Annotated in this window: 19 protein-coding genes and 3 tRNA genes; 8 read left to right on the top strand and 14 right to left on the bottom strand. The window is 64.6% G+C overall.

From position 1 onward, the window contains the following. Positions 1-84: 84 nt before the first annotated feature. The 6 genes from N7367_RS09315 to N7367_RS09290 form a co-directional block, all read right to left on the bottom strand. Positions 85-750: an HNH endonuclease gene (locus N7367_RS09315; RefSeq protein ID WP_053518701.1), complete on the bottom strand. Its 666-nt coding sequence runs from the start codon at positions 748-750 to the stop codon at positions 85-87. Between the two features lie 246 nt (positions 751-996). Continuing rightward, positions 997-2787, bottom strand: coding sequence for an acyl-CoA dehydrogenase C-terminal domain-containing protein (locus N7367_RS09310; protein WP_053518703.1), 1791 nt, complete (start codon positions 2785-2787; stop codon positions 997-999). 61 nt (positions 2788-2848) lie between these two features. Continuing rightward, a complete protein-coding gene (locus N7367_RS09305) occupies positions 2849-3325 on the bottom strand; it encodes an LEA type 2 family protein (RefSeq protein WP_065181910.1) in 477 nt (158 codons plus the stop codon). 161 nt (positions 3326-3486) lie between these two features. Then, on the bottom strand, positions 3487-4038 hold the full coding sequence (locus N7367_RS09300; protein WP_053518705.1) for a lipocalin family protein: 552 nt from the start codon (positions 4036-4038) through the stop codon (positions 3487-3489). A 126-nt stretch (positions 4039-4164) separates the two neighbouring features. Next, a tRNA-Phe gene (locus N7367_RS09295) sits at positions 4165-4240 on the bottom strand. Positions 4241-4314: 74 nt separating this feature from the next. Beyond that, positions 4315-4390, bottom strand: a tRNA-Phe gene (locus N7367_RS09290). A 371-nt stretch (positions 4391-4761) separates the two neighbouring features. Here N7367_RS09290 and N7367_RS09285 point away from each other — a divergent pair. Next, positions 4762-5787 carry an NADP-dependent oxidoreductase gene (locus N7367_RS09285; RefSeq protein ID WP_279942245.1) on the top strand — a complete coding sequence of 342 codons (1026 nt, stop codon included), beginning with the start codon at positions 4762-4764 and terminating at the stop codon, positions 5785-5787. 91 nt (positions 5788-5878) lie between these two features. On the opposite strand, the gene N7367_RS09280 is transcribed toward N7367_RS09285, so the two are convergent. Then, a complete protein-coding gene (locus N7367_RS09280; protein WP_065175524.1) occupies positions 5879-6718 on the bottom strand; it encodes a methylated-DNA--[protein]-cysteine S-methyltransferase in 840 nt (279 codons plus the stop codon). 132 nt (positions 6719-6850) lie between these two features. On the opposite strand from N7367_RS09280, the gene N7367_RS09275 reads away from it, so the two are divergent. Both N7367_RS09275 and N7367_RS09270 read left to right on the top strand, forming a co-directional pair. Continuing rightward, a complete protein-coding gene (locus N7367_RS09275; protein ID WP_111186449.1) occupies positions 6851-7612 on the top strand; it encodes an SDR family oxidoreductase in 762 nt (253 codons plus the stop codon). 109 nt (positions 7613-7721) lie between these two features. Beyond that, positions 7722-7895: a hypothetical protein gene (locus N7367_RS09270; RefSeq protein ID WP_180875536.1), complete on the top strand. Its 174-nt coding sequence runs from the start codon at positions 7722-7724 to the stop codon at positions 7893-7895. Positions 7896-8303: 408 nt separating this feature from the next. Here the strand turns inward: N7367_RS09270 and N7367_RS09265 are convergent, their stop codons facing one another. From N7367_RS09265 to N7367_RS09250, 4 genes are all read right to left on the bottom strand, one after another. After that, on the bottom strand, positions 8304-12869 hold the full coding sequence (locus N7367_RS09265) for an AAA family ATPase (RefSeq protein WP_279942244.1): 4566 nt from the start codon (positions 12867-12869) through the stop codon (positions 8304-8306). Positions 12870-12908: 39 nt separating this feature from the next. Beyond that, positions 12909-13367: a hypothetical protein gene (locus N7367_RS09260; protein ID WP_279942243.1), complete on the bottom strand. Its 459-nt coding sequence runs from the start codon at positions 13365-13367 to the stop codon at positions 12909-12911. Further along, positions 13364-13852, bottom strand: coding sequence for a hypothetical protein (locus tag N7367_RS09255; protein ID WP_277380900.1), 489 nt, complete (start codon positions 13850-13852; stop codon positions 13364-13366). Before N7367_RS09255 ends, N7367_RS09260 begins: the two co-directional genes overlap by 4 nt. A gap of 176 nt (positions 13853-14028) precedes the next feature. Next, positions 14029-14104: transfer RNA gene (locus N7367_RS09250), tRNA-Ala, on the bottom strand. Positions 14105-14358: 254 nt separating this feature from the next. Between N7367_RS09250 and N7367_RS09245 the strand changes: the two genes are divergently transcribed. Continuing rightward, on the top strand, positions 14359-16653 hold the full coding sequence (locus tag N7367_RS09245) for a TonB-dependent receptor (protein ID WP_315974026.1): 2295 nt from the start codon (positions 14359-14361) through the stop codon (positions 16651-16653). A 67-nt stretch (positions 16654-16720) separates the two neighbouring features. On the opposite strand, the gene rnd is transcribed toward N7367_RS09245, so the two are convergent. After that, complete coding sequence (gene rnd, locus N7367_RS09240; protein ID WP_053520336.1) at positions 16721-17800, bottom strand: ribonuclease D; 1080 nt, start codon at positions 17798-17800, stop codon at positions 16721-16723. An 84-nt stretch (positions 17801-17884) separates the two neighbouring features. On the opposite strand from rnd, the gene N7367_RS09235 reads away from it, so the two are divergent. Together N7367_RS09235 and N7367_RS09230 are read left to right on the top strand one after the other, a co-directional pair. Beyond that, positions 17885-19768 (top strand): SUMF1/EgtB/PvdO family nonheme iron enzyme, encoded by a 1884-nt coding sequence (locus tag N7367_RS09235; RefSeq protein WP_279942241.1) that lies wholly within the window; start codon positions 17885-17887, stop codon positions 19766-19768. A gap of 86 nt (positions 19769-19854) precedes the next feature. Then, the gene (locus N7367_RS09230; RefSeq protein WP_053520218.1) at positions 19855-20751 is read left to right on the top strand and encodes a M48 family metallopeptidase; all 897 of its coding nucleotides are present in this window, start codon (positions 19855-19857) and stop codon (positions 20749-20751) included. 34 nt (positions 20752-20785) lie between these two features. Here the strand turns inward: N7367_RS09230 and xseA are convergent, their stop codons facing one another. Together xseA and queG are read right to left on the bottom strand one after the other, a co-directional pair. Continuing rightward, positions 20786-22126: an exodeoxyribonuclease VII large subunit gene (gene xseA, locus N7367_RS09225; RefSeq protein WP_279942240.1), complete on the bottom strand. Its 1341-nt coding sequence runs from the start codon at positions 22124-22126 to the stop codon at positions 20786-20788. A gap of 69 nt (positions 22127-22195) precedes the next feature. Then, complete coding sequence (gene queG / locus N7367_RS09220; protein ID WP_279942239.1) at positions 22196-23272, bottom strand: tRNA epoxyqueuosine(34) reductase QueG; 1077 nt, start codon at positions 23270-23272, stop codon at positions 22196-22198. Between the two features lie 23 nt (positions 23273-23295). On the opposite strand from queG, the gene N7367_RS09215 reads away from it, so the two are divergent. Beyond that, a complete protein-coding gene (locus N7367_RS09215; protein WP_279942238.1) occupies positions 23296-24780 on the top strand; it encodes an NAD(P)H-hydrate dehydratase in 1485 nt (494 codons plus the stop codon). After that, the gene (tsaE, locus tag N7367_RS09210; RefSeq protein ID WP_111186443.1) at positions 24777-25259 is read left to right on the top strand and encodes a tRNA (adenosine(37)-N6)-threonylcarbamoyltransferase complex ATPase subunit type 1 TsaE; all 483 of its coding nucleotides are present in this window, start codon (positions 24777-24779) and stop codon (positions 25257-25259) included. Before N7367_RS09215 ends, tsaE begins: the two co-directional genes overlap by 4 nt. Positions 25260-25322: the final 63 nt, after the last annotated feature.

Genomic DNA, 25322 nt, shown 5'->3' with positions numbered 1-25322 from the left:
CGACCATTTTCGCCCTCAAACGGGGGTGGGGCAAGCAAACGCCGCCGTCCGTGACAGGACGGTGAGGGTTGCCGGCCGGCAGGTTCAGGTGCTGAGCTTGGAACGCTTGGGCAGCTGCGCTTTCAGGAACGCCATCTGGTCGGCCAGGATGTTGCGGTTGGACAGGATCAGGTGCTCGATCCAGCTGGGCCGGTAGGGCACCGCCAGCAGCGGCATGCCGGCCTGCTGGGGGGTACGGTCACTCTTGCGCGAGTTGCAGTGGAAGCAGGCGGTGACTACGTTTTCCCAGCAGTCCAGCCCGCCCTTGGACAGCGGCATGACGTGGTCGCGGGTCAGCGAGGGACGGTTGAACTGCTGGCCGCAATACAGGCACAGGTGCGAATCGCGGGCGAACAGGGCCGGGTTGGTCAGGTTCGGGGTAGGGTCGATGGCACGGGATCGCGCGTGGCCGCGCGCGGCGATGATCGGATGCAGGTCCAGGCCACTCTGCAGGCCGCTGAACCGGTTGGTTCCGCCGTGGATGTGCAGGCAGGGGTCGCCAAGGGTCCAGGCGACGGCCTCGCGGGCGTAGAGGCAGGCGGCATCCTGCCAGGTGATCCAGTCCAGTACGCGTCCGTGGGCGTCGAGCGAGAGCAGCCGGACCGAACCGGGGCGGTGCAACGTCGTGACGTTGGGCGATGCTTCGACGCCCGGAGCAGAAAGCGGGGCTCCGGCTTCGATCAGACCCAAGCGTGTAGTGTCTGTCTCCATCGGGAGAACAGCTTATACCTGAATGTTGACGATTTGTGTATCGCCCGTCGGCGATACGCAAATCGCAAGATTCAGGTCCGCGCATTCCTCCTGTCTCCCGCGCCGTTGGCGCGCCCCCCTTAACAAAGGGGGGCTTTTCTCCAGAGGGATGATCGAGGGCGGTCAGGCCGGGGTCGGATCCCTTTCCGAAGGAAAGGGCTCTGACCCCTCATCCACGCATGGCGTGGATCTACCGGCGGGATGGGCTCAGGCGCCGAAGCGCTCGTCGTCCATCGCCATCAGCGGCGCGGCACCGGCCTGGATCGCGGCAGCATGGCTGAGCGTACGCGGCAGCACCCGGGCGAAGTAGAAGCGCGCAGTCTCGCGCTTGCCCTGCGCGAATGCCGCGCCGTGCGCACTGGCGTCGGCGGCGGCGACACTGCGTGCCCACCAGTACGCCAGCACCACGTAGCCGGAATAGAACAGGTAGTCGTAGCTGGCCGCACCCAGCTCGTCCGGGTTGCCGGCGGCGCGCTGCAGCACGTCCATGGTCAGCTTGCCCCATTCGGCGGCCTTGGCGCGCAGTGGGCCGATGAACTCGGCCAGCGCTTCGTTGCCCTCGTGTTCCCTGGCGAAGGCCTCGATCTCGGCCAGCATCAGCTTGAGGCCGGCCCCCTGGCTGGAGGCGGTCTTGCGGCCGATCAGGTCCAGGGCCTGGATGCCGGTGGTGCCTTCATACAGCGTGGTGATGCGTGCATCGCGCGCCAGCTGCTCCATGCCGTGTTCGCGGATGTAGCCGTGGCCACCGAAGCACTGCAGGGCGTTGTAGGTGTTCTCGATGCCCCATTCGGTCTGGCAGGCCTTGGAGATCGGGGTCAGGAAGCTCACCAGGGTGTCGGCGCGCTCGCGCTCGGCAGCGTCGTCGGCGCGGTGGGCGATGTCGATCAGGGTGGCCGCGTGCAGGGCCAGCAGGCGGCTGCCTTCCACCAGTGACTTCACCGTCAGCAGCATGCGACGCACGTCCGGATGGACCAGGATCGGGTCGGCCGGCCTGTCCGGGAACTTCGCGCCGCTCAGGGCGCGCGACTGCAGGCGCTCACGGCTGTACTTGAGCGCGTTCTGATAGGCGCGTTCGGACAGGCCGATGCCCTGCAGGCCGACGCCCAGGCGCGCAGTGTTCATCATGGTGAACATTGCCTGCAGGCCCTTGTGCGGCTGGCCGACCAGATAGCCCTGCGCGCCGTCGAAGTTCATCACGCAGGTGACCGAGCCCTTGATGCCCATCTTGTGCTCGATGGAGCCGCAGCGCAGCGCGTTGCGCTCGCCGACGTTGCCCTCGCGGTCGACCTTGAACTTCGGGGTGACGAACAGCGAGATTCCCTTTGCACCCGGCGGCGCGTCGGGCAGCTTGGCCAGCACCAGGTGCACGATGTTGCCGGTCAGGTCGTGCTCGCCGGCAGTGATGAAGATCTTGGTGCCGGTGATCGCGTAGCTGCCATCGGCGTTCGGCTCGGCCTTGGTCTTGAGCAGGCCCAGGTCGGTACCGCAGTGGGGTTCGGTCAGGCACATGGTGCCGGTCCAGCGGCCTTCGATCAGGGGCTTCAGGAAGGCGTCGTGCTGCCACGCTTCGCCGTGCTGCTTGAGCGCTTCAATGGCGCCGTGCGAGAGCAGCGGGAAATTGCCCCACGCCAGATTGGCAGCGTTGATCATTTCATTCAGCGGCACGCCCAGGGTGTGCGGCAGTCCCTGGCCGCCCAGCTCGGGTGCGGCGGTCAGGCCGGTCCAGCCGCCGTCGACGAACTGGTCATAGGCCTGCTTGAAGCCAGGCGGGGTGGTGACTTCGCCGGTGGCCTGGTCGAGCACGCAGCCGATTTCATCGCCCACGCTGTTGAGCGGGGCCAGCACGCTCGCGCTGAAACGGCCGGCTTCCTCCAGCACGGCATCGACCACGTCGGCGGTGGCGTCGGTGAAGCCCAGGCGGGCGAACAGCGGTTCGACCTTGAGCACGTCGTGCAGGGCGAAACGGAGGTCGGAAAGCGGGGCGGTGTAGCTGCTCATCGGATACGTCTCGATCAGGGACAGGGAGAACGGCGCGGTGCGCCGCGATGGAAAGCGGTGTTCAGCGCAGCACGCCCGGCAGGCCCGGCGCCTGGTTCAACGTGCTGCGGCTGCTGACGTCGAAGCTGCGCTGCTTCTTTTCCTGCGGCGTGGCTGTCACCGAACCTTTCAGGCCATAGGCCAGGGTGCGGTTGCCGGCCAGCGCATCGGCCACCACCAGGCGTGCGGCCGAGCTGGGCACCAGGTCGACCGTGATGACGTCGGCGGAGGTGCCGCCGATGGAGATGCCGGGACGGGCCTGCAGGGTGCCGGCTTCGCTGTCGCCGACGCTCAGCGCCAGGGACACATCGTCGAACGTCATCGGCATCGAGCTGTAGTTCTGCAGGCGCAGCGCCACGGTCCAGTTGCCGTCGGCGCGGACGGTCAGCTGCTGCAGGCTGGCGGCCGGTTCCGAGACGCGCTTGACGATGCCGTCGCTGCAGGCGGCGAGGGCGAGGGTGCACAGGACGATCAAGACGGTACGGAAACGGTGCAACATGGGCGCAAGTCCTCTGAAGGGGGTGCGTTGGCGTAAGCATACTACGGCGTATGGTTCAGTGGATCGCCTGTGGCGACCCGCCGCAGAGGGTAGCGCGTGAAGATGGCGGCCGGGCACGCACAGCGCCGGAGCGGGCGCGTTGCGCGCAGCCGGAGGGCGGCTCAGTCGGCCGGTGCGTCGCGTATCGGCGCCATCAGGCGCAGCGGCGCCAGGTCGTAGCCCATCGCCTCGGCCTTGGCCTTCAGCTGTTCGAACCGTGCGCGGTCCATCTCCGGCAGGCGCGACAGGATCCACAGATACTTGCGGTCAGGGCCGCCGACCATCGCCCACTGGTAGTCCGGATCCAGCGCCAGCACCCAGTAGTCGGCCCAGACCAGCGGCACCCAGCTCAGCCAGTCGGGGACGAAGCGCACCTGCAACTGACCGGGATGTCCGGCCACGGGCCGGGCCACGCCTTCAGCCACCACGCGTTCGCCGTCGCCATTGCGGCAGGCATTGGTGACGCTGATGCGGCCATCGCGGCGCAATGCATAGTGTGCGGTGATGTCGCCGACGCAGCGCTTCTGGAACGACACGGGCAGGTGGGCGATCTCGTGCCACTGGCCGGCATAGCGGTCGATGTCCAGTGCATCGACGGCACGCACGGGTTCGCTGGCGGTCGCGGACAGCGAAGCCAGCAGCAGGCAGGCGAACAGGGCAGGGCGCAGATGCATCGGCAGACTCCGGCAGGACACTGGAGCGTAGGGGGCGTGCTGCGTGCCGGTGTGAATGTTTCGTCAACCGCCTGCATGGCGCGCCGGAAACAAAAAAAGACCCGCATTTCTGCAGGTCTTCAAGCATGGTGGCCGAGGACGGAATCGAACCGCCGACACGGGGATTTTCAATCCCCTGCTCTACCAACTGAGCTACTCGGCCAGATTGTGCGGCGGACCGCGATCGACAGCGGTGGCCGGAAAAAAAAGACCTGCATTTCTGCAGGCCTTCGAACGTGGTGGCCGAGGACGGAATCGAACCGCCGACACGGGGATTTTCAATCCCCTGCTCTACCAACTGAGCTACTCGGCCACGTGTTTCGTTGCAGCGACGTCGCTGCCAAGGACGCGCATATTACGGAGGTCGGCTGTCTTCGGCAAGCATTTTGGAAAAAAACCTTCACATTGCCGTCTGCGCGGGCGCAAGTGGTTGATCCTGCGTCGTGCCGAGGTGGCGGCGCCGGTCGATGGCGGACGAGGCGGGTGGTCGCGGCGGCGGCGAGGGCCGTCGCCTGCAGCGGAAATCAGCGGGCCGCCCGCATCGGCAAACATGCAGGGGCAAGGCATGCGGCCGCGGTTGCATCAGGCAGGCGATGGAACGCTGTTTTCGCCGCCGCACGCGCCGATCGTCGCGGCGTATTGTCGCCCCTCCTGTCCAATGCTGTCCGCAGCAGAGTCCATCCCATGGCTGATCAACCGACCACCACCCGCATCGTCCTCGCCTCGCGGCCGCAGGGTGCACCGATCGCTGCCAATTTCCGCCTGGAGCAGTCGCCGCTGCCGGCGCCGACAGCAGGACAGGTGCTGCTGCGCAACCGCTATCTGTCGCTGGATCCGTATATGCGCGGGCGCATGGACGAGGGACCTTCCTATGCGCCTCCCGTTGCCGTGGGTGCGGTGATGGAAGGGCAGACCGTCGCCGAAGTGCTGCAGTCGAATGCGGCGGGAATCGCGGTGGGCGAGTTGTTCCTGGCGCCGGGTGGATGGCAGACCCATGCGGTGCTGGATGCGCAGGTGCTGGGGCGTCGGCTGGACCCGGCGGGCCTGCCGCTGAGCACGGCACTCGGCGTGTATGGCATGCCGGGATTCACCGCGTATTCCAGCCTGCATGAAATCGCCCGGCTGCAGCCGGGCGAGACGCTGGTGGTCGCCGCTGCGACCGGGCCGGTGGGGGCAACCGTCGCCCAGCTGGCCAAACTGCAGGGTGCCCGCGTGGTCGCCATTGCCGGTGGCGATGGCAAGCGTGCCTACCTGCAATCGCTTGGCGTGGATGTGGCGCTGGACCATCGCGCGGCTGATTTCGCCGCGCAGCTGCGCGCCGCCGTGCCGGACGGCATCGACGTCTACTTCGAGAATGTCGGCGGCCACGTACTCGACGCGGTGCTGCCACTGCTCAACGATTTCGCCCGCATTCCGGTCTGCGGCACCATCGCCACCTACAACGCGCGCGGCGTCGAGCATCCCGGGCCCGATCGCCTGCCGGCATTGTTCAGCCAGATCCTGCGGCAGCGGCTGACGGTGCGCGGCTTCATCGTGCACGACTTCAGCCACCTGTGGCCGCAGTTCGAGCGCGAGATGGCGCACTGGCTGCGGGAAGGGCGCATCCAGTACCGCGAGGACGTGGTCGAAGGGCTGCAGAACGCACCGGATGCCTTCTTCGGGCTGCTGCAGGGGCGCAACTTCGGCAAGCTGGTGGTGAAGCTGGACTGAGCCCTCGCCGGTGTCCGCAGGGCATGGCCCGGCGCTGCCACGGCGCGAGAGCCGGCCACGGTCGGCATCCACCGGTCCTGATGGGGCGGCATCAGCCGTTGGCGGCGTTCTCCCGGCGCAGCAGTTCGCGCTTGCGGGCCACACCCCAGGCATAGCCGGACAGATCGCCATCGCGGCGCACCACGCGATGGCATGGCACTGCCACCGCCAGTGGATTGCTGGCGCAGGCACGCGCGACCGCGCGGCTGGAGCGCGGTGCGCCGATGCGCGCGGCAATGTCGGCATACGATGCGGTCTGCCCTTGGGGAATCTGCTGCAGCGCCTGCCAGACGCGCTGCTGGAAGGCTGTGCCGCGGATGTCCAGTGGCAGTGTCGCGCCACGTGCCGGATCCTCGACCAGGCCGATCACCTGCGCCACCAGCTGCTCGTAGCCGCTGTCGGCGCCGACCAGCTCAGCCTGGCGGAAGCGTTGCTGCAACGACTGCAGCAGCGCTTCCGGATCGTCGCCGAGCAGGATCGCCACCACGCCGATGCTGCTGCTGGCCACCAGTACGCTGCCCAGCGAGCTTTCGGCGATGGCGAAATGGATCACCTCACCGCGTCCACCGCTGCGCCATTGCCGGGGCGTCATTCCCAGCAGGCGCGGCGCGTTCTCGTAGAAGCGGCCGCTGGAGCCGAAGCCGGCGTCGTGGAAGGCATCGGTGATGCGCGCCTGCTGTTGCAGTCCTGTGCGCAGCCGATCGGCACGCAGGGCCGCCGCATACTGCTTCGGGGTCAATCCGGTGGCCTGCTTGAACAGGCGATGCAGCCGGGTGGGGCTGCAGCCCGCCAGTTCGGCAAGCTCCTGCAGCGAGGGTTCGTCGAGACGGGCCTGCAGGTGGCGGCAGACGCGTTCGACGCGGGCATCGGTGGTTGCGATGGCAGTGTCCATGCGTCGATTCTGGCACGTGCCCCGCTGGCGGAAACTCCGTTTCCTGCACGCGCCGGCAGGGCCCGGAAACGGAGTGTCAACGGGGCAGGGGCGCGACATCGTAGGGTCCACTTCACTGCCTGGACCCCGAACATGCGCCTGCACGACAAGATCGCCCTCATCACCGGTGCCAGCGCCGGCATCGGCCGCGCCTGCGCGCTGCGTTTCGCCGCCGAGGGCGCAAGGCTGGTGCTCAACGCGCGGCAGCCGGAGCCGTTGCAGGCGCTGGCCGATCAGATCCGTGCTGCCGGCGGCGAGGCGGTGGTGCATGCCGCCGATGTCGCCGGGCCGGACACTGCACAGGTGCTGGTCGACCTGGCGAAGCGGGCCTTCGGAGGCCTGGACATCGCGATCAACAATGCCGGGATGCTGGGGCCGGGCGTGCCCGCTGCGGAGTTTCCGGTGGACGCCTGGAGGCAGGTGATGGCCACCAACCTCGATGCAGCCTTCCACGCCGCGCGTGCGCAGTTGCCAGCCCTGCTGGCGCGGGGCGGCGGCTCGCTGGTGTTCGTCGGCACCATCGTCGGCCATACCGTCGGCTTGCCCGGCATGGCCGCCTACGCCTCGAGCAAGGCCGGGCTGATCGGCCTGAGCCAGGTGATCGCCGCCGAGTACGGCGCACGGGGCGTGCGTTGCAACGTGCTGCTGCCCGGCGGCACCGACACCGAGATGGGCCGGCAGGCTGCGCCAGACGAGGATGCGCTGGACTTCGTACGGTCGCTGCATGCGGTCAAGCGCCTGGCCGGGCCGGAAGAGATCGCCAACGCTGCGCTGTTCCTGGCCAGCGATGAAGGCAGCTTCGTGACCGGCAGTGCGATGCGCGTGGACGGCGGGATATCCATCAATCGCACCTGAGCGGACGGCCGGCGGCTGCACATGGCGTTCGCGCCGGACTGACCCGTTCGTTACCCGGCGACCTCTAGCGTGGCACCAGCGCCGGCCTCCGCCGGCGGCGGAGCCACGCATGAGCAGACACGAAAAGGACACGCCCGATCCACGCCAGGGGGTGCAGGAAAGCCGCCAGGACCGGAAGCAGGACGACGTCGCCAAGCAGCGTCCGGGACAGCGCGACCAGCAGGTGCGTGACGCCCACTCGCGCGGTCCACGGCGCAAGGATGGCGGGCAGGAGCCTGCCTGAAGCGTCATTTCTTCAGGCGCCGTCGGCCCGGGCCAGCCGCTGCCCGATGCCGGGTGTGTCGCCACCGGGATCGGTCGGGCGCAGGTCGCGCGTCTCATCGGCCCGGTAGCCAGGGGCGTGCAACGAAAAAGGCCGGACCCTGGGTGTCAGGAGTTCCGGCCTTTTTCATGCCCTGGCGGGCATGTGGGTTGGCGATATAGATGCCGTTGACGCAGAAGAATCAATGCTTGGGCTCATAGGCATGATCGCAGTATGCGTAGCGGGCCTTCGGCTTGCACGCCACCTCTGGCGCTTCTGGTCTTTCGTCTTTATGTGCCAAACGACGGCCCAAGGCACTTCGTCTATAACTCAGAGGTTGTATATCAAGCTGTATGATGTCAGGAACTCCATCTGTGATCTTGTTAGCGGTTATGGCCGCTCGGCCGCCTTCAACCAATCGGCCACGCCGTTGACTCCCAGCAAAAGTAGTGTGTCTTGTGCGACAACCACACGTTGCAGCATCGCGCCACCGTCAGACTCTTCTCGTTCTTCTGCTTCTGCAAAGAGACGGGTCATTAGCTGGGTAAGACTATCCTCATGGTCATATAGATATGGTTTGCAATGGCTGACATACGCTAAATAAATTTCAGTTGCAGCCAAGGCTTGTTCGGGATCACGTTGCGATGTCGCATTTAGCCATTCGTGAAAACCGAAGAGGCGATGGTGTTTTTTCTCTATATCGTTATCGCTTCTGAATAAATCAAAACAACGTCGAATCAGCCCTATCGGAACAGAGATCGTCCCTGGCTTGTCGAAAAGATGCCCCATCTGTTCAGCAATCGCTTCGGCATGAGTGGTGCCGGAATTTAAGCCCGTATCTAACCCTAGAAGGCACTGTTCCCGGTGCTGCTGGATGTTTTCAAGGTTTGTCCAAACAGTGGCAACTCCCTGCCAAGCCTCCGTTTTATCCAGTGCTTTCAGTCCTTCCAGTAGGTCGGCAAGATCCATTTTTTGGTCCATGGTCGCCAGTGCTGAAATGCGTCCCCATGTTTCTAGGTCCTTTTCACTGCCCTCATCACGGAGACGCGCCAGCAAAGGCTTCACCACTTCAAAATGACTGTGGTAGGCGTAATAAAGGCAGGGCTCCGCGACTTCCCAAAGCCTCTCCGAATCTTTCATGGCTAGGTAAAACAAATCCCAGCCCAGATCAAAATCTTTGCTCTGCAAGTATGGTAGGCGGCGCAAGATCAGCGAGCGAATCGCAGGGTGTTCGTCACTAGCAAAACGGCGCAAGGTAGGTATCAGTAGTTTAGGGAATTCAATGTCGCGCTCACCTAAATTATTCGCCAGGATCATCAAGGCTTCGGCAACACCCCCCTTTGCCATATTGATGCCTATGGAGATCAGCTCGAGGTTATCTCCCTTGATCGGATCTTCTTCATGAAGGTCTCCAAATCCTATGGCAAGAAAAATCAACCGCTCAGCACTTTTCGGGTCGTATATGACGTTCGAACAGGCTTCCAGCGCTTGGGCTGCGGAGCGTTTGTGCCTCCAATGCGCGGGGTGCCTTTCCAGCTCATCAAGAATCAGTCCTGCCAAGAAAGAGGCATCTGGCTCATCAATAGGCTCCCATGTGCTATTGGCTTGCAAGTTTCCATAACGATGAGCGAGATGAGTGGCAACGCCGCCTAGGATGTCATCCCGAAATTGCTCAGGAATATCTATCCAATAACTATTCAAAAAGTCAAGGAATCGCGTGGGGTGGCGGGACGAGGCTTCTCGTAGTTGCCAGCCAACCTCGCGTTCACCGCCAACAAGAAAATCATCGAAACAACTTTCATATCCGGAATAATGTGACAATAAGCACGACACTGCGGCATTGCCTGAATTGAGGAAGACCTCATATGAAAACGGCGCCCTTACTATTCCGCCACGTGAGCATATATACGGCTGCCGAATCAGCGTGCCAGCCTTCTTCTCATATGCCTCCAACATTTCCTGTGCTTCCGGCGAGCGTTGGTAGCAAGGGATCGCGACGATAAGTTCAGCTCGTTTTTTTAGTGTCCAGAAATGGCTAGGCTCATCGGAAGACTCTTCACCCCAGAGGGTCAAGATGTTCGCCATCACATCATCTTGCACTTGGGCGTCGAGCAGGGGGAATGCCGACTGAATCAGCGTTCCCAATTCGTAGGAAAGCTCAAACTCCAGCAAATTCTTGTCGCACAACATGCGACCTATTAGATCGATGTTGGCTTCAGACGATGCATTGCAAGCGAGGGTGGTGAAGTAAATTAATGCCCCTTCGCGATTGGAGTATAGGCGTTCGCGGTTATTTAGCCGCCAGCCCGAATTTATTTTCGCATGGTGAATGATGGCCGCCTCAAGCGCGTCAAGCAAGACATCCATGCTGCCTGCATGTCGCATATCTTTCTGGCTGTGCACATCATCGTATGATGTTTCCCTCAAAAACCCATATCGGTAACTGATGCGGGTTTCGCCATAGCGCGATGCGCGAACATTGCTCCAGTGCTCAATTGATTCCAAGGCTAAATCCAGCAACGCGGTCGACTGTTTCATGCGTTGACGGATGAAGTTTTCCTCCCGGTCTCCGAACTCATGAGGTTTGCAACGCAATTTGTTATCAAACCTGAACTCAAGTAGGTCATCGTCGCTAACGCCATCTGCGATATAACGCCAAAGTAGAGAGTCATCCGCTACGCCTGCCGCCACACAGCGCGCGATGGCTCTGCCAAGAGAGCTGTGCTCAGAGCGTGGCAGATCGAGTAGCCGCTCAAGCAGCGGAACAAGCAGCGCAGTATTGTCAGACTTGATTTCGGATAGATGAAATCCAAGTTGCTCTGCAATGCCATTTCTGTCCAGCCAATCCAGGGATAGCGCCTCCGTCCATAATGCCAGAACGCCTGCAGCATCTGCATTTCCCCATCGCGCTATTCGATGAATATGCCTTGCCATCCCTTCGGCATCCCGTGCATTCCTCAAGTCGGGAACCAGATGCCTTAACCAGAAATGGTGCCACTCAATTGCCCCAGCGCCATAGATAACCTGAAAAACGTCACGGTGCTTTTCGCGTAAGTCGCGTATTAATGGCCAGTCATCGTCCTGTGGATTCTGCTCTGAGAATGATTCCGCAACCAAGCGCTTGATGTGAAAGGCTGCGCTGCCTGTTAATACGGCACGTATCTGCTTCCTAAATTCGCGACGCTCGCCCAGTGCCAGTTGGCCAACAAAACTGCGGATGCTAGGACGGACGAAAGGGACGGGCGGCAGCCCCTGAAGAAACCCATTAAGCGTGACACCACTGCGGACCGCTCCACTGATGACCAATACGTCCAGCAAGGTTTGATGCCCGAACGTCAGTTTCCCGTCCTGAGTTTCTTGTATCACATTGAGACTGCAAAGCCTCCGGAGAATTTCCTGCGATGCGCCGAAACGTTGATGCGGCACAGCCAGGCTGCGTGAACTCAGCATATCCGAGGCAATGGCTTCTATCGCTTGAATTGCCGCATCCCCCAGTGCGTTGTTGGCCCGCACGATAGTATCGAGATAGCGTTGCGCCAAGGCCTGACTGGTCACCACATTGAAGCTGCCATCGCGTTGTGCAAGCTCGACGAACAGCGCGAGTTCGCGTGGATTTTTTATGAGCTCGCGAGTAACTGTATCGATGGAGTTCGTTGCAATTCCAAGCCTATCAAGCAGCGGCGCAATTTCAGTATCCCAGTCCAACTGCTGACACTTCAATTCGCAATCCCATTTTCTTTCGGCAATTCGACGGTCGTAATGTCTGTCAAAATCTCGGCAAGCAGTAACCACCGTGACATTTGGAACTAACAACAAACGATCCATCTGCGCCAAAAAGTAGGTCAGTACACGATGGTCGCGAGCAATGGAAAGCACATCCAGCGAGTCAATGACCACAATTACATGCGTGGTTTCAGCCAGACGGGCTGCCTTTTCAACCCATTGCTCGGGCAAACCTTGTGATTGTCGATCTTGCGTCGTAACTAGGTCGGCGAACTCACGCGATTGAATGAAGAGTGGCGCAATGTCTGAACGGGATTCAGCTAGTTGCTCCAAAGCATCTTGCAGCTCAAGCATCACGCAGGTTTTTCCAGAGCCGGGCAGTCCGGTGAGTAAAATGGCCTGCTTCTTCGCGTCGATTGCGGTAAGCAGCTCGTTCACGGTCGGGCTGGAAATCCGCTGCCCCGCAATATCTCTCCGCCATGATCTGCCAATAGCGGAGGTTCCGGAAAACGACAACCGTACCTCGACAAGATCCATGGGAGCAACCAACATTGCTCCAGCCTTATGAAGAATGGCTTTGAGATCGTCTTTGGTTAATCGGTGCCGGGTGGCGGATGTGCTGTCACCCCCCATGCGCGCTCCGAGTTGATCGAGGCGTCCCCAGAGGGCATTGAATGCGGCATCCAGATTGCTCGCCATGTTACGCAAGCGCTCGCGTAGCAGGTCGACCATGCGTTCCAGTTCATCGCTGGTCACAAATTTTGTGCGGCGCAGGAATTCGTAGGAAGAAAGACCGGGTGCGGACTTAATAAGGCTTGCCTTCAAAGCCGCGTCTGTTACTTGGTGGTCCTTGCCTAAACTCGCTTGATAACTAATTTCATTATCCTGAGTTGAGCTATGTTCTCTCAATTTGGCGAGGTCGCCAAAGTTGTTGCGCGAATAGAAAAGCACCTCGGAATTCTGGACGGTCCCTAGCAAGTTGGCTGCTTTGTCTAGCTCGTCCGCAAGGTCAGCTATAGACCAAGCCTTGAAATTGGTCTGATTCTTCTTGCACTGACATGCAATCAGAGTGCCGTCGGCTTTGCCGACCACTACATCGTCCACTGAATAGGTTGTCGAGTCGATCTCAAGCCACAGATACTCTGGATCGGATAAGATTGTTAATGCCCAGTCAAATGCCACCATTGTCTGGTAACCGTCGCCTCGGTTGGAGCGTATTCCCGCGATACTCATTTGCTGACTCCGAGGGCCTGCCGCTGTGTAGTTCTTCGCTCAAAAGAAAGAATCTTGCTCGCAGTGGGGGTCTTCAATGTGCTCAAGTAGTTCGCCCATTCCTGCATCATCCTGCGGCGCTCCTCCAGATATTGCACTTGGTTGTAGATCCCGCGCGCACCCGAGCATTTTGTCATTCGGCGCGGATTCGATTGCATCAGGATTCCAATAGCCCACTTCATTGTGTAGCGTGCTTGCCATGTGTCGAAAGCCGTGGATGGTGCTTTCGTCCTTCTCATTGCCACAGCGTTGTGCCGCTACAAGGATGGCATTGCCGGACATGTGCCTGCGCGGGTCGCGCCCGCCCGGGAACACGAACTCGCCGCGTCCGATAAAAGGATGCAGCTCGCGCAGGATTTCAACCGCTTGCGAGGAAAGAGTGGCGATATGGGGGCGCTTGGTTGTGGCTACGAAGTAGCGCCATCGGCCCACATCCAATTCCAACTCGATGCGCCTCATGCGGACAAGTTCGCCGGGAGGGCGGAGAGCAGTGGAGCTAGGCGCAGCGCGCTCCGGACAATTGGTCTGCTGGTACTGCTGTCGATCTTCCTAAGGAGGGCGGTCGCAGCTGCCGGGATCGTCGCGGCGGCGAATGGCATGGGGCGCCACGGCGTCAGCGCGCCCTTTAGGGCCCCTGTCGAATCTCCGTCGGCCCGCCTTGGCCTCACAGCATAACGGAAGACCGCGCCGCGGGTCTCTAGGGCGCGATGGGCGGTCTCGATAGCTCCGCGTTGCTCGATCCGCGCCAAGTGCTTCAATAGCTCGGGAGCCGTGATGGCCCCAACTGGCAAATTACCGATCGAAGTGAAGATGTCACTTTCCAGAGGGAGGATGATCTTATCCACATCCGGTCGTAACAGTATGTACGGTCCGTTGCCATCGCGCAGCTTCTGCGGCTTGCCCGTAGGTTTTGCCTTGCAGATGGCGGTATCGGTGAGAGGCATCGGGCGGCTCCTTGACGGTAACAGGCTAAGGGAGTGCCCTGGCTACCGCCAAATCTACCGCCACTTACCGCCGGATTCGGCTGGTCTGGGCTGGACTGTGCTGGATACGAAAAAGGCCGGAAAGCCTGTATTTTCAGGTCTTTCCAGCCTTGGTCGCACCGTCTAGGACGGAAATATGGTGGAGCCAAGGAGGATCGAACTCCTGACCTCGTCATTGCGAACGACGCGCTCTCCCAGCTGAGCTATGGCCCCGTAGTGCGCTGTCATTGTATCGCTGGCGGTCGGCCTTGCCAAGCGACGCGCCCGGCCGTGGCCATAGGCGACTGTGCCGAGTCCGCCGGCTTTCGTGCGATTCCGTTGCGCGAAACGAAATCGTAACAATTTGGAGGATAATCCCCAGTCTGCGCAGCAGTTCCCTTTCTCGCCGCCCGGCCCGCGCAGGCCGCCCGGACGTCTCCTCAGAGCTTTCGATGCCTTCCCATACCGATTCCCGCCGTCTGTCGGGCATGTCGTCTTCCCTCGTTTCCTTCCGTCGCCATCCGCTCGCGCTGGCCTGCGCAGGCCTGGCGCTGGTCGGCAGCTTCGGCGCCGCGGCGCAGGACAGTGCGCCGACCCCCACCGGGCTGGATACCATCACCGTGACCGCCGAACACCGTGAGCAGAACCTGCAGGAGGTGCCGGTGTCGGTGGGCGTCGTGCAGGGCGAGCGCATGCGCGACTTCACCGCCGGCGGCGACGACACCCTGCTGGCGCTGTCCGGCCGCGTGCCGAGCCTGTATGCGGAAACCACCACCGGTCGTATCTTCCCGCGCTTCTACATCCGCGGGCTGGGCAACATCGATTTCTATCTGGGTGCTTCCCAGCCGGTGTCGATCATCCAGGATGACGTGGTGCTGGAGCACGTGGTGCTCAAGTCCAATCCGGTCTACGACGTGGACCAGGTGGAAGTGCTGCGCGGCCCGCAGGGTTCGCTGTTCGGCCGCAACACCACGGCCGGCATCGTCAAGTTCGACACGCTCAAGCCGACGCAGGACTACACCGGCCGCGTCAGCGCCAGCTACGCCAGTTACAACAGCGTGTCGATCGATGGCGGCTTTGGCGGTCCGATCAACGATATCGCCTCGTTCCGCGTGTCGGCCCTGTACCAGCATCGCGACGACTATGTCGACAACACCTACAGCGGCCCGAGTGCGGATGGCACCGTCAGCCCGAAGAAGAACGCCATGGGCGGTTTCGATGACCGCAACGTCCGCGCCCAGCTGCTGCTGACGCCGAGCGAGCAGTTCTCGATCCTGGCCTCGGCACACGCGCGCGATTACGAAGGCACCTCGACCCTGTTCCTGCGCGGTGCGCTGACCAAGGGTTCCAACCGCACCGACGTGCCGCGCGACCAGGTCGCCTACGACGAAGCCGACAACAACCCGCAGGCCTACAAGACCTACGGTGGCTCGGTGAAGGCGCGCTACGACTTCGGCGCGATCGACTTCACTTCGATCACCGCGTATGAAACCACCTCCGGTTACAGCCGTGGCGATACCGATGGCGGTGCTGCGGTGAACTACCCGGTCAACGGCGTGCCCAATGGCTACGGCCAGTCGATGGGCCGGATCCGCGACCTGGACCAGTGGACCCAGGAATTCCGTCTGGCCAGCCATGACGACAGCGCGTTGCAGTGGCAGGCCGGCGCGTTCTATTTCAACGGCAGCGACACCACCGACTTCTACCAGCGTGCCTGGTTCCTGCAGGGCGCTGCGCGCAATCCGAACAACTGGGTACGCCTGCGCAACAAGAACACCTCCTGGGCCGGTTTTGGCCAGCTCAGCTACGCCTTCACCGACAGGTTCACGGTGACCGCCGGCCTGCGCCAGACCCGCGACGAGAAGCACACCCGGCTGCTGAAGACCGCCGACACCGCTGCCGGGGTGGTGACCTACAAGGGCCGCACCGACGTCAGGATGTCCGATACCACGCCCAGCTGGGACCTGAGTGCGATGTACCAGATCACGCCGGACGTCAGCGTCTATGCGAAGGTGGCGCGCGGCTTCCGTGGGCCCACCATCCAGGGCCGTTCGGCGGTGTTCAATGCCGACTTCACCACCGCCGACTCGGAGACCATCCTGTCCTGGGAGGCCGGCGTGAAGAGCAGCCTGTGGGACAACCGCCTGCGCCTGAACGCCACCGCGTTTACCTACACCGTCAACGATATCCAGCTCAACGGTAACGATTCGGACGGCAACGGCGTGCTGTTCAACGCAGACAAGGCCAAGGCGTATGGTTTCGAAGCAGACATGGAACTGCGTCCGGTTCCCAACCTGACCCTGAGCGCCGGTGTCAGCCTGCTGCACAGCGAAATCAAGGACAAGCGCGTGTACGCGCAGGTCTGCGGCCTGAATGGCCAGGTGGTGTGCACCGTGGATGATCCGACCATCAAGGTGGGTGCGAACACCTTCGCGCAGATCGACGGCAACCCGTTGCCGAACGCACCGAAGTACAACGTCAACCTGGCCGCACGCTACGATTTCCCGGTCAGCGACGCGGCCACGATGTTCGTGTCCACCGACTGGAACAAGCAGGGCTATACCAGCTTCGTGCTGTATGACAGCAAGGAGTTCAACTCCAAGGGGGACTTCGAGGGCGGCCTGAAGATCGGTTACTCCGGCAACTACGGTGCCTATGAAGTCGCGCTGTTCGCACGCAACATCACCAACGAGAAGAATCTCAAGGGCGTGATCGAGAACTACATGGCCGCGGTGTACAACGAGCCGCGTACCGTGGGTGTGTCGCTGAACATGAACTGGTAATCGAACGGTTGCGGGAAGGGGCGGCCCGGTGATCCTGGCCGCCCCTTCCCGTTGCTGCAGCGCGTTGTCAGCGCACCGGCAACAATGGCTGCAGGCGCGATTCCAGCGCCTGCTGGCGCCATCCGGCCAGCGCCGACGGCCACTGGCGGTGCTCGAGGTAGCTTTCCAGGTGCTTGCGCGAGGCCAGTACGCCGTCCGCCAGGCCCAGTTCACGGCTGCATTCGGCCACGGCGTCCTGCATTTTCTTCAGCGTCTTCTTGCTGCTGTCGGTGGGCTGGGTTGCCAGCGGCGCGTCCTGCTCGTCGGCCAGCGGAGTGTCCAGGGCCTGCCACACGGCGGCTGTCAGCTTGCGCGGCGCCTTCGGGAACGGCTCGAACAGCTTGGCGAGCGCGTCGACATCGGCCGGTGGCGAGCGCGCCAGCAGGGCGGCAAGTTCGTTGTCCAGGATCCAGCTGCGCGGCCGGTCGCTCTGGCGTGCCTGCACATCGCGCCAGCGCAGCAGGCGCAGCAGGCGTCGCTGTGCCTCGGCATCGAGGAACTGGGCCGAGCGCATGGACAGGTGCGGCCAGCGGTCCTCATCGTTGGCGACGCTGGCCAACAGGCGTTCAGCGTCGTCGTGCAGCCACTGCTGGCGTCCCATCGCCTGCAGTCTCGCGTCGATCGCGTCATGCAGCGCGAACAGGTGCTCGACGTCATCGGCGGCATACTGCAGCTGCGACTCGGAGAGCGGGCGGCGCATCCAGTCCGAGCGGGTCTCGCCCTTGGCCAGGGTCACGCCGGTGATCTCCTGCACCAGCTTCTGGTAGCCCATGCCGGCACCGATGCCGGCCAGCGCCGCGCCGATCTGGGTATCGAACAGCGGTCGTGGCAGCACGCCGCAGGTCCATTTGAAGGCCACCAGATCCTCGCTGGCGCTGTGCATCACCTTGATGATCGACGTATCGGTCAGCCAGGGGGCCAGTGCTTCGGGCATGCCGGGAATCAGCGGATCGATCAGCAGGATGTCCTCGCCGACCGCCATCTGCACCAGCGCCAGTTGCGGCCAGAAGGTGCGTTCACGGATGAATTCGGTGTCCAGACCGATGCGGGTGGGACGCTGCTGGTAGTACGCATCCAGCTCGGCGGGGGTGGTGATCCAGATTGCCACGGGTCAGGGCCTGCTACTCGGGTTTGCTCAGGCAGGGGAGAATAGCCTAACGTCGGTCCGCGTCCGTGCCGAAGGAGGCTCTGCTTGCGTTTTCCGCTGTCGTCCGCGCTGTGCGCCAGCCTGGCCCTGGCTCTGGTCGCCTGCACCCCGTCACCGCCGATACCGGCAGGCAAGGCCGGCGAGGGTTCCGGCCAGGCGGCATCGCCGCCGGCGCCGGAGGATCGGCCGGCGGTGCAGGGCAGCGTGACCATCGCCGGTCAGGATGCCGCCGAAGACGTGCAGCAGTGGACGCCGCCCCGTGTCGATCGGGAGGGGCGCAGCCTGGCGCAGCTGCGCAGGGCCGCCGAGCAGGCGTTTGCCCAGGATCGGCTGTACGAGGATGGCGATGCCGCCATCCCGCTGTGGCTGGCGGTGCAGGAGGAGGTGCCTGACGACCGCCAGGCCCGTGCTGGTCTGCAGCGTGCCCGCCAGCGCCTGCTGCAGCAGACCGATGCCTTGCTGGTGCGGCCGCTGCAGCAGCGCGAGGCGCTGGCCGAAGCGGGACGCCAGGCGCTGGTGTTGCTGACCCTGGCCCCTGACGATGAAAAGGTGCGTGCCCTGCAGGCGCGGGTGGAGATCGCGCAACGCGTGGTGGCCTACAACCGGGCCGGCGAGGAGGACCTGCGCGCGGACCGGATCGGCGAGGACGGTGACGGCGCGATCGGCAGTTTCCGCGAGGCGTTGGCGCTTGACGAGGGCAACCGCCGCGCACGCCAGGGCCTTGCTGCGGCGGAGAGCGGCCTGATCCGGCGTGCCGAGGAGGCCGCCCGCCGCCGTGACTTCGCCAGTGCCGGCACCTGGCTGGCCGAAGCCAGCAAAGTCCGTGATTCCTCGCCGACCATCGCCGACGCCTTCGAGCGCATCGAGCAGATCCGGGCCAACACCCTGGCGCAGCTGCGCGACGAGGGCCTGCGCGACCTGGCGACGCCGCAGGGCCTGAAACCTGCACGCGAGAAGCTGGCCGAAGCACTGCGCATCGCGCTGCCCGGCGACGCGGTCGTGGCGCAGCTGCGCGAGCGCATCGATCTGGCAACGCATTACGGCAGTTTCCGTCCCGGCCAGGTGTTCAGCGACGCGATGCGCGATGGCGGGCGTGGCCCGCAGATGGTGGTGGTGCCGCATGGCGGCTTCCAGATGGGCGCAGGGGATGCCGAGCCCGGCGCCACCGATGCCGAGCGCCCTTCGCATTACGTGCGGTTTGACCGCGGTTTCGCGATGGCCATCACCGAGGTGACCGTCAGCGATTTCGAGCGCTACGTCAAAGCCACCAATGCCCGCCCACGCGCGACCCGTCGCGGTCATTCGGTGGTCTATGACGAGCGCAGCGGCAACTTCATCCGCCGCAGCGGTGTCGACTGGCGCTCGGATTACGACGGCGCGCGCGCGCTGGGCAATGCGCCAGTGATGCATGTGAGCGTGCGCGACGCGGAAAACTATGCCGCGTGGCTGTCCGAGCAGACCGGCTACAGCTACCGGCTGCCCAGCGAGGCCGAGTTCGAGTATGCGCTGCGCGCCGGCAGCAGCGGCCGTTATCCCTGGGGGGATACAGGCACGCCCCCGCCGGGCAGCGGCAACTTCACCGGCAGCAAGGATGTCTCGCCGTCTGGCCGGCATTGGCACAACGCGTTCATCGGCTATGGCGATGGCTGGTGGGGCCCGGCGCCGGTGGCGAACTTCCGGGCCAACGCGTTCGGCCTGCACGACATGGCCGGCAATCTCAGCGAATGGGTGGCCGACTGCTGGCATTCCAGCTACCGGCGTGCGCCCTCCGACGGCGTGGCCTGGTTCAACCCGGGTTGCCGGGCGCGGGTGATCCGCGGAGGCAACTGGGCGAACTCTCCCGAGCAGACCCGGGCGGCCTGGCGGCAGTCGCAGGACTCGGACACCACCAACGCCCGCATCGGGTTCCGCCTGGTACGCGGCATCTGAGCGGCCGGCTTCACCCGGCGCGGGCTCCGGCACACTAAGATTGCGCCGTGCCCGCCGGCCGGCGGGGCCAGCCGGAAGAACACCGCATGCGCAACGACCCATTTTCCCGCTCGCCGCAGGGCCCGCAGCGGCGTGGCCTGTTCGGCAACATCCGCTGGTGGGTACTGCTGCTGGCGGCGGGTTACGCGGCCTTTTACTGGTTTTCGAACCGGACGGTCGATCCCTATACCGGCGAGAAGGTCATGATCGACAGCAGCCTGGATGCCCAGCAGGAAACCGCGCTGGGCCTGCAGGCCTACCAGCAGATCCTGGCGCAGGAGCGGCCACTGGACCCGAACGCGCAGATCTCGCGTGACGTGCGTGCGATTGCCGAGCGGTTGATCGCCAAGGTCGATGTGGTGGAGACCGCATTGGCGCGGGAGCATGGCGTGGAGCCGGCCCATTTCGCGCGCAGCTTCCAGTGGGAGGTGAACGTGATCCCCTCCGAGCAGGCCAACGCCTTCTGCCTGCCGGGCGGGAAGATGGCGGTCTATACCGGTCTGGTGCCGGTGGCGCGGACCAAGGATGCGATGGCGGTGGTGATGGGGCATGAGATCGCCCATGCGCTGCTGCGCCATGGAGCGCAGCGCATGGCACAGCAGAAGCTGACCCAGATCGGGCAGATGGCCGGGGCTGCCAGTGGCATGGATGCGCAGCAGCAGCAGATGGTGATGTCGGCGATGGGTTATGGCTATCTGCTGCCCTACGCACGCAGCCACGAGACCCAGGCCGATGAGGTGGGGCTGATGCTGGCTGCGGCTGCCTGTTTCGATCCGCGCGAAGCGGTGCCGCTGTGGCAGCGGATGGGCCAGGCCAGTGGTGGTCAGTCGCCGCCGGAGTTTGCCTCCACCCATCCCAACCCGGGAACCCGGATCCAGAATCTGCAGGCCCTGATGCCGAAGGCGCTGGAGTACCGGAAGCAGTTCTGCGAGGCGGCCAGGTAGGAAGGCGCACGCCGGGCTGCGCCTTGGCCCCCGCTTACCTGACCGAGGTGACCTGCACGTCGATGACGCCGTCGCCCACGCGTGCCTGCAGTGCGTCGCCGGGCTGGACCTGTTCAACCTGTCGTACCAGTGCACCATCATCGGCACGGGTCACGATGCTGTAACCGCGTGCCACCGTGGCCAATGGGCTGACCGCCTCCAGGGACCGGGCCAGGCCGCGCAGGCGCAGCGCATCGCGTTGCAGCAGCCGCTGCATCGCTGCATGGGGGCGTCCGCGCAGGGCCGACAGGCGACGCTGCATCGCGTCCAGCTGGCGCTGCGGATGATGGCCACGCAGCACCGCGGCGGCATGGCGCAGGCGCGCGGCACGGCGCTCCTGCTGCTGGTTGAAGGCCGCGTGCAGCCGCCGGCCCAGCTCCAGCTGGCGGCGCCGCAACAGGTCCAGCCGGGCCTGCGGACTCTGCGCATTCAATCGCAACAGCGCACGGTCGGCGCGCTGCATGGCCTGTCCTACCGCGTGGCGCTGCAGCTGTGCCAGCCGCGCGGCATTGCGGCGCAGGCGCAGGGCCAGGTCACGCTGGTCGGGGACCAGCAGCTCGGCCGCCACCGAAGGTGTCGGCGCGCGCAGGTCGGCGGCAAAATCACTCAGGCTGAAGTCGGTCTCGTGGCCGACGGCCGACACGACCGGCGTATCGCTGGCGGCGATCGCGCGCGCCAGCGCTTCGTCGTTGAACGCCCATAGATCTTCCAGTGAACCGCCGCCGCGGGTCAGCAGGATCACGTCGTAGCGACCACTGGCATCGGCTGCCTGCAGCAGGCGGGTGATCTGCGCGGCGGCGCTGGAGCCCTGCACCAGGGTCGGCAGCAGGTCCACCTCCAGCAGCGGGAAACGACGGCCCAGTACGCTCAGCACATCGCGCACGGCGGCGCCGGTCGGCGAGGTGATCACCGCCATCCGCCGCACATGCGCGGGCAGCGCCCGCTTGCGTGCAGGATCGAACAGGCCTTCGGCGTCCAAGCGCGCCTTCAGCTCCTCGAACGCCCGCCGCAGCGCGCCTTCACCGGCTTCCTCCATGTGGTCGAGCACCATCTGGTACTCGCCGCGTGCGTCGTACAGGGTCACCCGGCCACGCACCAGCACGCGCATGCCCTCGCGCGGTACGAACTTCAGGTACTGCGCCTTCATCCGGAACATCGCCGCACGCAGCTGTGCCCGTGCGTCCTTCAGGGTGAAGTACAGGTGCCCGGACGCAGGGCGGGCCACGCTGCCCAGTTCGGCTTCGACCCAGATCGCCGGGAAGCTGCCTTCCAGCAGGTCGCGTGCCAGCGTGTTGAGCTGGCTGGGAGTGAGAATGTCGTTGTTGCGTGGCTGCATGGGTACGGCGCGCTGCGGGTCGAGCGGGCACTCAGGATCGCACGTTGGCGCGCGCCGGGCACGCCCGGCTCAGGTCGTGCGGTGCTGTGCCAGTGCCCACTGCACGTGCTCGCGCACCAGCGGCGAGGCATCATCGATGCGGGTCTGCAGTGCGGCCAGGGTCTGCGGTGCTGTCGGCGCGTTGCCCAGTGCCACGGCGATGTTGCGCAGCCAGCGCTCATGGCCGCTGCGACGGATCGGGCTGCCTTCGGTGCGGCGCAGGAATTCCGCCTCGTCCCAGGCGAACAGCTGATCCAGGCGCGCGGTGTCCAGGTTGTTGCGTGCGCGGAAATCGGCTTCATCGGTGCGCTTGGCAAACTTGTTCCACGGGCAGACCAGCTGGCAGTCGTCGCAGCCATAGATGCGATTGCCGATCAGCGGCCGCATGTCCTCGGGGATCGCGCCCTCATGCTCGATGGTCAGATAGGAAATGCAGCGGCGCGCATCCAGCCGCTGCGGGCCGGTGATGGCGCGCGTGGGGCAGATGTCGATGCAGCGCGTGCAGGTGCCGCAGTGCGCAGTGGCGGGCGCGTCGACCGGCAACGGCAGGTCGATGTAGATCTCGCCGATGAAGAACCATGAGCCCCCCTGGCGATCGATCAGGCAGGTGTGCTTGCCGATCCAGCCGAGCCCGGCGTTGCGGGCCAGGGCCCGTTCCAGCACCGGTGCCGAATCGACGAAAACGCGGTAGCCCAGTGGAGCGACTTCATCGTTGATCCGCGCAGCGAGCTTCTGCAGGCGGTTGCGCATCAGCTTGTGGTAGTCGCGCCCCAGCGCGTAGCGCGCCACGTAGGCGCGGCCGGGATCGGCCAGGGTCGCCCAGGCTTCGGTATCGTCGCGGTGGCTGTAGTCCATGCCCACGGAAATGACCCGCACCGTGCCCGGCAGCAGTTCGGCCGGGCGTGCGCGCAGCGTGCCGTGGCGTGCCATCCAGTCCATGGTGCCGTACAGGCCCTGACCCAGCCAATCGGCCAGGTGTGCCTCGTCTTCGCCCAGCTCGATGCCGGCAATGCCGCAGCGCTGGAAACCGTGTGCGCGGGCCAGTTCGCGGATGCGCTGCACGGCCTGGACCGGGTCGGCTGGGGCAGGGGCGGGGACGGAGGACATGTGCACCAGTATAAAATCCCGGCATGCCCGATCTCTCTCTTCTGTTCGACACCGCTGCTGCGCGCGCGCTGGACGCCCGCGCGTCGGCGCTTGCCGGTGATGGTGACTGGAGCCTGATGGCGCAGGCTGGCCTGGCGGGCTGGCAGTGCCTGCTGCAGCAATGGCCGGATGCCCGCAGTCTGTATGTGGTGGCTGGCGCCGGTAACAACGGCGGCGATGGCTACGTACTGGCGACCCATGCGCTGCAGGCGGGCCGCCAGGTGCAGGTGATCACCCTGCCGGGCAGGCTGCCCGCCACGCCGCTGGCGCAGCAGGCAGCGGCGGAATTCGCTGCCGCCGGCGGCAGCAGCATCGAATTCGACGGCCAGCTGCCGGTCGCCGACGTCGGCGTGGATGCGCTGTTCGGTCTCGGCCTGGATCGGGCCCCGGCCGGCATGGCGCAGGCGCTGATCGAAGCACTCAACGCCTCTCCGGCGCCGGTGCTGGCACTGGATGTACCCAGCGGTGTCGATGCCGATCAGGGCGGCGTGCCCGGCGTTGCGGTGCGCGCGGCGGTCACCCTGCAGTTCATTGTCTGCCACCGGGGCCTGTACACCGGCGACGCGCTGGATCATGTCGGCCAGCGTCGGCTGGCGCCGTTGGACCTGCCGCAGGCGGCGCGGGAAGGCATCGCGGCCAGCGCGGAACGCTGGGTCGGCGACCGTCTGCGGGCGCTGCTGCCGCCGCGCCGGGCCAATACCCACAAGGGCGAGTCCGGGCATGTGCTGTGTGTGGGCGGCAACCACGGCAGTGGTGGCGCAGCGGTGATGGCGGCCGAGGCCGCACTGCGTGCCGGTGCCGGACTGCTCAGTGTCGGCACCCGTCGTGAGCATGTGGGGGCGATGCTTGCGCGCCTGCCCGAGGCGATGGCGCATGCGCTGGAAGATGGCGCGGCGTTGCCTGCGCTGCTGGACCGCGCACGGGTGGTTGCGATCGGGCCGGGCCTTGGCCAGGACGACTGGGCGCGTGCGCTGCATGCCAGCGTGCTCGCCTGCGGGCGTCCGCTGGTGATCGACGCCGATGCCCTGAATCTGCTGGCGCAGAACCCGCACGCGGTGCCTGATGCCATCCTGACGCCGCATCCGGGAGAGGCTGCACGCCTGCTGGGCTGCAGTACCGCCGAGGTACAGGCCGATCGCTTCGGCAGCGCGCAGGCGCTGGTCGAGCGCTATCACGCCACGGTGGTGCTGAAGGGTGCCGGCAGTGTAGTCGCGGCACCTGCGCGGCTGCCGCGGCTGATCGCGGCCGGCAATCCGGGCATGGCGGTCGGCGGCATGGGAGATCTGCTGACCGGCGTCATTGCTGGACTGCGCGCGCAGGGATTGGACGCATTCGATGCCGCAGCAGGCGGCGCCCTGCTGCACGCGCTTGCCGGCGACGCCGCTGCCATCGACGGCGCGCGTGGTCTGCTTCCCACCGACCTGCTGGCGCCCCTGCGGCGGCTGGCCAATCCGGAACGCTCCCCATGAACGAATTCTTCCTTGCCGACAGCGATGCCACCGAACGTCTCGGGCAATGGCTGGCGGCCACGCGACCGCCGCAGGCGTTGATCGAGCTGCGCGGCGACCTCGGCGCCGGCAAATCCACCACCGCGCGTGCGCTGCTGCGTGCGCTGGGCGTGCAGGGTGCGATCCGCAGCCCAACCTACACCCTGGTCGAGCGCTATCCGCTGGCCAGTGGTGGCGAGGCGTGGCATCTGGACCTGTACCGCATCGGCCAGGCCGGGGAACTGGATTTCCTGGGCCTGGACGAGGGCAGTGCGGTGCTGTGGCTGGTCGAGTGGCCGGAACGGGGGGCGGGCGCATTGCCGCCGACGGACCTGGTCGTGGCGCTGGAGATCGAGGGCCAGGGGCGCCGGGCGCGTCTCAGTGGGCTCAGCGACGCCGGCCGGGAATGGCTGCAGCGGTTGGCCGAAGGTGGAGACTTGCGGCCTGTTTCTGTCGCCTGACGAGAACAAAGATCGGCAGGTTACGGATTATTAAGGAAAAAGGTATTGCATTCCGTTCAGCGC

The sequence above is a fragment of the Stenotrophomonas sp. GD04145 genome (assembly GCF_029835135.1).
GTDB classification, from domain to species: Bacteria; Pseudomonadota; Gammaproteobacteria; order Xanthomonadales; family Xanthomonadaceae; genus Stenotrophomonas; species Stenotrophomonas maltophilia_P.
The sequence above is the reverse complement of the archived record's forward strand: the minus strand, read 5'-3'. Positions and strand labels throughout refer to the sequence as shown.